The 8,392-nt window shown below is 57.8% G+C and carries 7 protein-coding genes; 5 read left to right on the top strand and 2 right to left on the bottom strand.

Translation table 11 applies throughout. The features are described from left to right. Positions 1 to 545: 545 nt before the first annotated feature. Positions 546 to 857 carry a transposase gene (locus ACZ7M7_RS44875; RefSeq protein ID WP_472127626.1) on the bottom strand — a complete coding sequence of 104 codons (312 nt, stop codon included), beginning with the start codon at positions 855 to 857 and terminating at the stop codon, positions 546 to 548. Between the two features lie 585 nt (positions 858 to 1,442). Between ACZ7M7_RS44875 and ACZ7M7_RS44870 the strand changes: the two genes are divergently transcribed. The 5 genes from ACZ7M7_RS44870 (at position 1,443) to ACZ7M7_RS44850 (ending at position 6,154) form a co-directional block, all read left to right on the top strand. Then, positions 1,443 to 1,577 (top strand): lasso RiPP family leader peptide-containing protein, encoded by a 135-nt coding sequence (locus ACZ7M7_RS44870; protein ID WP_472127624.1) that lies wholly within the window; start codon positions 1,443 to 1,445, stop codon positions 1,575 to 1,577. A 389-nt stretch (positions 1,578 to 1,966) separates the two neighbouring features. After that, positions 1,967 to 3,526 carry an asparagine synthase-related protein gene (locus ACZ7M7_RS44865; RefSeq protein ID WP_472127622.1) on the top strand — a complete coding sequence of 520 codons (1,560 nt, stop codon included), beginning with the start codon at positions 1,967 to 1,969 and terminating at the stop codon, positions 3,524 to 3,526. Between the two features lie 13 nt (positions 3,527 to 3,539). Then, positions 3,540 to 3,797 carry a lasso peptide biosynthesis PqqD family chaperone gene (locus tag ACZ7M7_RS44860; protein WP_472127620.1) on the top strand — a complete coding sequence of 86 codons (258 nt, stop codon included), beginning with the start codon at positions 3,540 to 3,542 and terminating at the stop codon, positions 3,795 to 3,797. Then, entirely contained in the window at positions 3,794 to 4,216 is a 423-nt protein-coding gene (locus ACZ7M7_RS44855) for a lasso peptide biosynthesis B2 protein (RefSeq protein WP_472127618.1), read from the top strand. The genes ACZ7M7_RS44860 and ACZ7M7_RS44855 overlap by 4 nt, the downstream gene beginning before the upstream one ends. Positions 4,217 to 5,440: 1,224 nt before the next feature. Further along, positions 5,441 to 6,154, top strand: coding sequence for a sensor histidine kinase (locus ACZ7M7_RS44850; protein ID WP_472127617.1), 714 nt, complete (start codon positions 5,441 to 5,443; stop codon positions 6,152 to 6,154). Positions 6,155 to 6,361: 207 nt separating this feature from the next. On the opposite strand, the gene ACZ7M7_RS44845 is transcribed toward ACZ7M7_RS44850, so the two are convergent. Then, positions 6,362 to 7,129, bottom strand: coding sequence for an AfsR/SARP family transcriptional regulator (locus ACZ7M7_RS44845; protein ID WP_472127615.1), 768 nt, complete (start codon positions 7,127 to 7,129; stop codon positions 6,362 to 6,364). Between the last annotated feature and the right edge of the window lie 1,263 nt (positions 7,130 to 8,392).

Raw genomic sequence — 8,392 nt, 5'->3', positions numbered from 1 at the left:
CGCACTCCAAGACTTGCTGAGGTGCTGGACCGGCACCTGCAGCACCTGCGGCCGCCCCCTCGCCAGAAGCAGAACCTAACGAAGCACTACTAGGCGATCCATCCATTGGTGGGAGGTCAGCGCGGAGGGCTCGGGCGTCGTCCGTAGTAGGGCCTCACGGTGTTGGCAAGCTTGCGCTGGATTGACCGGAGCGTGCTGATCGTGGCCTCGTCGGTGAACCCCGTGGTCGTTGACCATTCCACGTCTGAGCCAGCAAGATCGCTGACAAAGACAATCTCTGTTGCCAGGAGAGTCCGTGCCCAGTCCACTGCCTTGAGCGGGGCATCTTCACCGAGTGCACGATTCAGCATGCGGCACTGGTCGAGTAGATCCTGAGCGTCCGCGAACCCCATGCCGACGGCGAGGGGGTCACTGCACCGAGCTGGCCCACCCCATTCAAGGAGGGAACGCCGAGGCAGTTCGACCTCGTGCTCGGTCAACAGCGCGCTCGCCCGCACCATATGTTCTGGCGACGACTCCCCCTCCCGTCTGAGTCGGAGTGATGGTCACGCTACCTTCTTGAGGCGTCTCCAGCAGATGAGGCCGCAGGCAAGTGAGACGAGGGCGTCATGCAGGTCGAGGCGTCTTTCCCAGCGGACGGCCAGGCGCTTGAAGTGGTGCAGGAGCGAGAAGGTCTGCTCGACGACGTAGCGGAGCTTGCCTAGGCCCTTGATGTTCGGGGCGCCCTTGCGGGAGATCACCGGCAGGATGCGCCGCCTGCGCAGCTCGCGCCGGTTGGGGTTGCTGTCGTAGCCCTTGTCGCCCAGAAGGGCGTCGGGCGCCTGCGCGGACGGCCCGGCTCCCCAACAACGGGCGATATGTCGTCCACCAGGGCGAGAGTCGGATGGCGTCGTTGACGTTGGCCGCGGGGGTGATGACCTTGAACGGGGTGCCCGTGCCGTCGCAGATCAGGTGGTGTTTACTGCCCGTCTTCCCGCGGTCGACCGGTGACGGGCCGGTGGCCTCGCCCCCCTTTTTTTTCGCTCGGATGTGGGAGGCATCCACACAGGCCGGGTCCAGTCCAGGGCGTCGGCCGCATGCAGCTCGGCGAGCAGGGTCTGGTGCAGTTTCTCGAAAACGCCGGCCTTGTGTCATCGACCCAGTACTCGCCCAGGTCCACGAGACCTTGGCGGGTCATGATTCGGCGACAGCCGCTCCTTGCCTGGCACGGTCAGACGGCATGGACTCTGCCGTCTGCCATCTGCTCCGCGACAGCCGCTCGCAGCTGTCCAGCACCGCCATGGCCGCCACCGCAGCACGACTGTGCCCTGCGTGTGCCACAGCAGTACCACGTCCTTACAACACGTGGCCGGTAGTGTTTTGCCGGGTCCAGCTCAGGCGAAAATGCTGAGCTGGATTGCCCTTTGTTCCAGCAATGATCGGAGAAGGAAATGGAAGCGGAGATGACGTATGACCCGAGCCCTGAGCAGGTGTACGAGCCGCCGCTGATGACTGAGGCCGGCGACTTCTCGGACGTGACCCGCACCACTGCTCGAGGTTGGGCTCCGGACTTCGTCCTGGCCTTCGACAAGTTCTAATCGCCGTTAGGGCGCTGATCGCTGAAGTCGGCGAACTAATCAGGACTTCAGACCGTGAGTTTCATAGCTGAAGGGTGGCGCAGAATCGGCGATTCGATTCTGCGCCACTCGCCGTTATGCAACTAATATAAAAGTTGGATGCGAGGTTGACGCAGGTGACCTTCTATGTATTGCCCGATAGCTCCGGTGGAGAATCTCTTGCGAAATCTCGACTTCAACAAGTGGGTTTGAAAGTAATAGCTCATCCGTCAGGCCGCCCGTTCGTGCAAGGCCGGTGGGGATCTCGCGACATCGTCACGGCCAGTTGCAGAGATAGCGTAGTGGCACTGATCGGAAGCACCTCCGTCAGCACTAGCGCTCTCTCGGCGATCACTAGCAAGGTGCGGTCGGTGGCTGACCTAGATTCGGTGGCAAGAAGGATATCTGGCTCCTACTTCCTGTTGGCATCGATTGATGGAGTGGTGCGAGTTCAGGGAAGTATGTCTACTGCGAAACAAATATATTACGGAAATATCGACGGAATCGCCTTTGCCGCAGACAGTCCAGTGGAAATTGCGAAAGCTTCAGCGAAATCCTTACGCGAAGACCTCATCCCGGCGCAGCTGATCGCGCTACGGCCCCCATCGCCGCTAGACAAGACGCCCCTGTGGAACGGCGCCACGACACTCACAGCCGGCCATTACCTACGGATCAATAGTGATGGATCAGTACGTGTTCAGCGTTGGTGGGAGGCTCCTATCGCTGATATCCCCTTTAAACGGGGTGCCGATAACGTCCGAGAGGTACTTGTGTCTGCAGTAGAGGCACGGAGTTCCGCGGGAGCCATCGTTAGTTCTGATCTTTCTGGAGGGCTGGATTCGACGAGCCTGAGCTTCCTAGCTGCCGAGGTAGCAGATAAGCTAGTCACGGTGCATTTCACGCCGAACGGTGTGGCGAACGACGATGGTACTTGGGCAGAACGCAGCAGGAAACTCCTTCCGCATGCTCAGCATCTTGTTATTTCAAACGAGGCATACCCGAGGTGGTATGAAGCATCAGGTCTGGATAAACTTGACCTGGAAGGACCGTCTCCATTCACACGCCTATCCAGAGTAATGGAATACATGGGCGGACGGCTCGCTCAAGTAGGGTCTACCCGGCACCTCAGCGGCGTTGGTGGCGACGAGCTGTTTAGACCCAGCATGTTGTGGTTGAGGGCTCTTGCTAGAAACAGCCCTTGGCAACTACTGCCTCATGTGCGCGATGCCCGGCTATTGAACAGATGGCCTATGCGCGACTTAGTCAAATTCGCCTTCGATGGAACCAGCTTTCCTCGTTGGCTAAATCGATCGGCAGATCGCCTGACCGACCCCCCATTTGAGCTAGGGAGAATGGATTGGGAGGCCCCTCCCCAGATGCCGCCATGGGCTACAGCTGCTGCCATCGACTCAGTTCGGCGTCTACTACATCAGGCTGCCAAAGAAAATCCCAATCCGTTCTCCGAGATACCATTTCAGCATGAAACGATTCGACTGAATCAGTACAACGGAGAGTTTGTCAGGCGCATCACCCGCTTCCTGGCACCTTTCGGCGTGTCCTACGAAGCCCCATTTATTGATGATCGAGTCCTCGAGGCCGCCTTAGCGATTCGATTTGAGGATCGATTGAGCTATAGGCGGTATAAGCCCGTCCTGGCGGAAGCCATGAAGGATATCGTCCCGGTAGAAATACGCGAACGCCGCACAAAGAGTGATTATACATCCGATGCTTTCACCGGAATTCGGCACAACAGGAAGGAAATGGACCGCTGGGAAGATTCACACCTGGCCCGGCTCGGTTTCATCGACCCGATCGAGATAAAAGCATGGCTCCAGCGGTTCCAGCATGACAACCGCTACCTGATGCAGTTCGAACGGACACTCGCCTGCGAGAGATGGCTCCAAGCCATCCACGAAGAGCAGCTCCTTTAATCTCAGGGAAGAGATGAATAAGTATCTAGCTGATCATGTCAAATTTATCGAGACAGAGAGCGGGGCGGTCCTGCTCGACGAGCAGAGTGGGAAATACTGGCAGATTAACCAGACGGGTGCTGAGGTACTCAAACACCTTGCTGCTGACGGATCCATCGATTCGGCAATAAATACACTGCAACGTCGATATCCTGACGCAGCATCTCAGATCGCCTCGGACGTTACAAGGCTCATTGATCAGCTCAAATCGGCAAGGATGGCCAAGACGTGAGCGGGTTTGTCACACTTGAAGAGTCAGAGAATATTCCCCACAGGGAGCGCGTGCTGGCCTGGGGGATAGTGCTCATTGCAAGAGCACTTGCGCGTCTTCGGCCAGGGAAACTACACCGGGTTCTCACTTGGCTCCGCGGAAGGGCAAGGCCTGCCACGCGCGACGAGGCTGTCCGCGCACGAAATATAGTAGTTGCTTCCAGCGTTCGATGTGCTGGACCATGGTGCCTTCAAAGGTCACTAGCAGTTGTACTGTTGTGCCGCGTGAAGGGTTATTGGCCTGACTGGTGCACAGGCGTCGCCACCGAACCGTTCCGTGCACATGCTTGGGTTAGTGTCGAGGGTGTACCAGTGGGCGAAGAGGCACAGTCGATGAGTGTCTTCCACACCAGCATGACAGTTGCGGCGCGGCGTCGCTGAAAGGTGCACACGGCGTCATTTCACCTACGGGACATCTCCTCGACCAGGCAGTCGGTCTCCTCAAGTGTTCTGCTCCCTCCGTTCATGAACACCGTCAAACGGTACGTCCCCCGCAACGAGCACGAAGAGCCTCATCCGTTCTCCGCCCTTCCGACCCACACAGGTCGACTTCTTGTGTGCGCACCTGCGCCACCTTCCTGTGCGCACCTGCGCCACATTCCCGAACAAGGTCTGCCCAATCCCCTCCCCACACCCTTGATCTGCTACTTCAACCAAAGCCACCACGGGGCCGACAATGGCATCCTGTCGCCACGCCGAACCAATCTCCTGACGCATGCCGGTCGCCCTCGCGTGGATCAGGCCGCCAGACCAACTGGCCGGCACCTCGGACTGGGTGAAACCTGACCTCGTGTGCCGTACACCCTCACCCGCGCCCCACGAATGCTTCGCTCCTGAGCAAATGGAGTGTCCAAACAGGCTCAGTTGCACTGTCTTTCCTGCACTCTTGCGGTGATTTCCTTGGGCACCCCACCCGTCGAGGACACCGTTCCCCTGCGCTGATGCAACGGATGTACCGAACTTGCCAATCGTGTGATCAAACTGATCAAGCGTCAGATGCACGGCCTTCTCAACTGACTGGTGATCGAGTGCTTGTATGCATCAGGTGCGATTCTCGTACTACGTGGGGAGTACGTCGATCTACTCCGTAGAGCAGATGATCGTGAGATGACGACACCCTAGGCTGAGCACATGCCGAGGAAGCCTGCACTTGAGGTACGGACACGTCTATCGACAAATAGGCTCCAGCTCTCCTCCTGGAGGATCAAACTACCTTGGTTGTCGTCAGCGGCATTGGCGCTCTTTATGTTTATCGGCACGCGTGGTGCAGGAGAAGCCAACACGGGACCACGCCTCACCCCGGATCTGGGCGCATACGCCCTGGTGGCAGCCTCTGCTGTAATGTTGTTGTTCAGGCATCGAGTGCCTAGAGTCGCCATTTGCAGTGTATGCGTTGTCGCGCTGTGCTACTTAGCTCTCGGCTACGCATACGGCCCTGTATTCCTTGGCTTAGCTGTTGCAGCCATTTCGACCATTTCGGCAGGTCATCGGGGATGGGCATGGGGAACGGCAGTAGCCTTTGGGCTCGGGCAGGCACTGATCTCGCACCTATTGTTTCGTTGGCTCCCACATAGCGGAGATGATGCATCCACATGGTGGAGGGACGTGTTCATTGCCTCCTGGATTGTGGCCACCCTCGCCATTGGCGAGGTATTAAGGGCACGTCACGAGCGGCATGAAGCTGCCGTAGAGTCACATAAAGCCGAGGAACTACGTCGCCGGAATGAAGAACGGCTGCATTTCGCTAGGGAGCTGCATGATGTTGTGGCACACAGTATTTCACTGATCAACATCCAGGCGGGAGTGGGGCTGTCATTGTTCGAAGATCAGCCTGAAAAAGCTCGCGAGGCACTTACTATCATCAAGTCCACCAGCAAGGAGATCTTGAGCGAGGTGGGCCGTATCCTGAATTACCCCCAGTCTCAAAAGGCGGCCCCCCGAGCGCCGGCACCCGACCTGAGCACCCTACGCGAGTTGACACGGCAGCCAGGATTATCCGGTCTGAACGTCACGGTAGCCGAGCAAGGTAACGCCGACGCAGTGCCAGCTGGTGTACAGCTAGCAGTCATTCGAATCGCTCAGGGACTGTTGACAGAAATTGTAAGGACGGGGGAGCGAACTGTACACGTGCGACTGCAATACACAAGGGCTGACGTGCAGCTTCTGGTTGAAATTGCAGGGATACTGGATGATGAACAAAATCAGGTCAGCAGTAACGAAATGCGGGAGCGAGTAGCTGCGCGCGGTGGTACTCTCCAAATTGACACTGCTCCCGATTCCACCAAAATCTACGTTTCCATTCCGATTCACAGTTTCTGAGCCTGGCTGAACCTCTTTCGTCCTGTGTATCTGCAGGTGGAAACATCCTTGGGCTGACACCCGTATTTGAAGATGCGGAACCATCAGAGCCTCTCGGCCGCAGATGTGATGCCTGAGATCACCACGCCAACGGCGATGGTCCCTGCCAACGCCACCACTCACTGCTGGCCAGCCCATTTCACCCTTGCAACACAGGATGAAAGAGGCTCACTGATCGATCAGTAGTAGCGTTTGATGCAGCGTCTGGATATGAGCGCCTGGTTCGATGCCAAGCTCTCCCGCTACTATGCCTCTAACGCGCTGAAACTGGAGTAGAGCCTCAGGTTTTCTACCTGCGCCAGCGAGTGCAGTCAGAAGTCTGCCCCAGAACGGCTCATGGAGTGGATAGAGCGATGTCAGTTGCGTCGCCAGGGCAATTGCCTTCTCGAAGTCGGCTCGCGCGATGTAAAGATCAAGCAGACGTTGTGCAGCTTGCATCGCCTGTTCCCTGATGGTCTCAGATGCGCCGTTTGGAAGACTGTTCTCTGGTTGTTGATTAGTCATCCAGTCGCCGCGCCAGAGTTTTACTGCCCTGTCCAGAAGCTCAAGCTCTTCATCCTGTCCAAAAGTTTCAGCGGCCTCCTTGACGTATCTCCTAAAGACGTGGACGTCTACACAATCTCCCGGCACATCTAGTCGGTATCCGCCGGGAGTTGAATGGATAACTTCCTTGACCCGCGGACCTCTCTTCTCTAGCGATGCACGTAGTCGCTTAACGTGTCCTCGGAGCGTTGTTCGAGCCGACCTGGGCGCATTACCCTCCCACAGGGTATCTATCAACTTCTCCGAACTGATGGATTTTCCACAGTCGATAGCAAGTGCCATGAAAAGCGTCCGCTGTTTTCCTGCCAACGGCATGTCGTGCCCATTTACTACGAGTTCGAACCTGCCAAGTAGACGAATTCCGATCTGCGGCATTTCATCCTCGGCTAACATTTATCCTGACCTCCAAGTTGCGATGTCAATTTCGGCGATGATGCAGAAAGAATTCTTTGCTCGTCCAAACTGAGGTTTTGGCACCATTGATGAGTCGAATATTCCCTCTCCAGATTCCAGTCGACTATATTGGAGGCATCGGAAAAAGCTGCTGACGCGTCCCAGAATCGACTACTGAACTGTCGGGCCAGCACCACAATGTGGCCAGTATTCTGCACTATGGAAATCCGATGAGCAACGTCGATAACGGGGTACATAACTCTTTTCCTGACCCGCGCGACCGCGGATTCATTCAAGTCTGGCGATGATAATTCCCTATGAGTGCCTGCAGAAAGCCTGTGGCAGCGCAGGGCCGGTTATCTCTATATTGATATTGCATGACGCGTCGAGTTCTGTTTCGTTCTTTGCGTGATTTCAGCTGCCATGCTCATGTAGTCTAGTCTCTAAATAAGGCGAAAGCTTGAGGCGGACGGATGTTGACTGAAAAGTAGTCGCACCGAGTGTGGCGCCATCGCGATGAACATGTGAGGCCGCCCCGGGGTACACCTCGATCAAGGCGGTAGGCTCCCTATCAAGCCGGACCGGCTGCGGTAGGGCCTCGGACACGTCCCGCTTCGCCGTTGAAGAGGCCGTGAGGAAGCAGCCCCGCCATCCCCGGCCGGTTACGAAGGCAGCGTAGAAAATACGCCGCCCGCGCAGAGCATGTCTGTCACACGCCCCGGGCATCTTGAGCCTCGAAGAGGGGCCTCACAGCCATGCTCCGGCCCTGATCGGGACCAACGGCGCGAAGCCGCGCGGCGGGAGGCGTACGGGGCGTGCATCGCAAGCACGAAGCTGCCGTCTGCTGCTTGGTGGCTACTTTCGGACCGGATCTGGGATGAGCAGTCCACGCCGGAGCAGTGGCGGGATTGCCTTCGCGGAGGCGCACGAAGCGTGGGCCCAGTTCAGCACCGCGGTCGCGGCCGTCGCCGCGGACCGGCCGCGCGCTCAGGCGACGCCGACGCGAGTCCGTGGCTGCTGCTGCGCGACCGCACAGCGAAGCGCCCGTAACCGACACACATGCGGCAGCAACACTTCAGGGATGCTTCTCGGAAGTTCAGCCTGAGCTGCTCTTCTGACGGAGTATCCATCGGTTAGGAGGGCCGGGCGACCCGGCCCTCCTAACCCGAGGTTGCGTCCAGGGAGATGGTGTATGGGTTCGACCTGATCCGGGGGTTTGCTCCGGCGTTGGGATGATGCCCGCATAGCTGAACGGCCACCGGC

The organism is Streptomyces sp. NPDC111606 (assembly GCF_055656945.1).
The sequence above is the reverse complement of the archived record's forward strand: the minus strand, read 5'-3'. Positions and strand labels throughout refer to the sequence as shown.

Excerpts from the sequence above, each read along its gene's own strand:
- ACZ7M7_RS44870 (WP_472127624.1), top strand. The coding sequence starts at position 1,443 with ATGACGTATGACCCGAGCCCTGAGCAGGTGTACGAGCCGCCGCTGATG.
- ACZ7M7_RS44860 (WP_472127620.1), top strand. The coding sequence starts at position 3,540 with ATGAATAAGTATCTAGCTGATCATGTCAAATTTATCGAGACAGAGAGC.
- ACZ7M7_RS44845 (WP_472127615.1), bottom strand. The coding sequence starts at position 7,129 with ATGTTAGCCGAGGATGAAATGCCGCAGATCGGAATTCGTCTACTTGGC.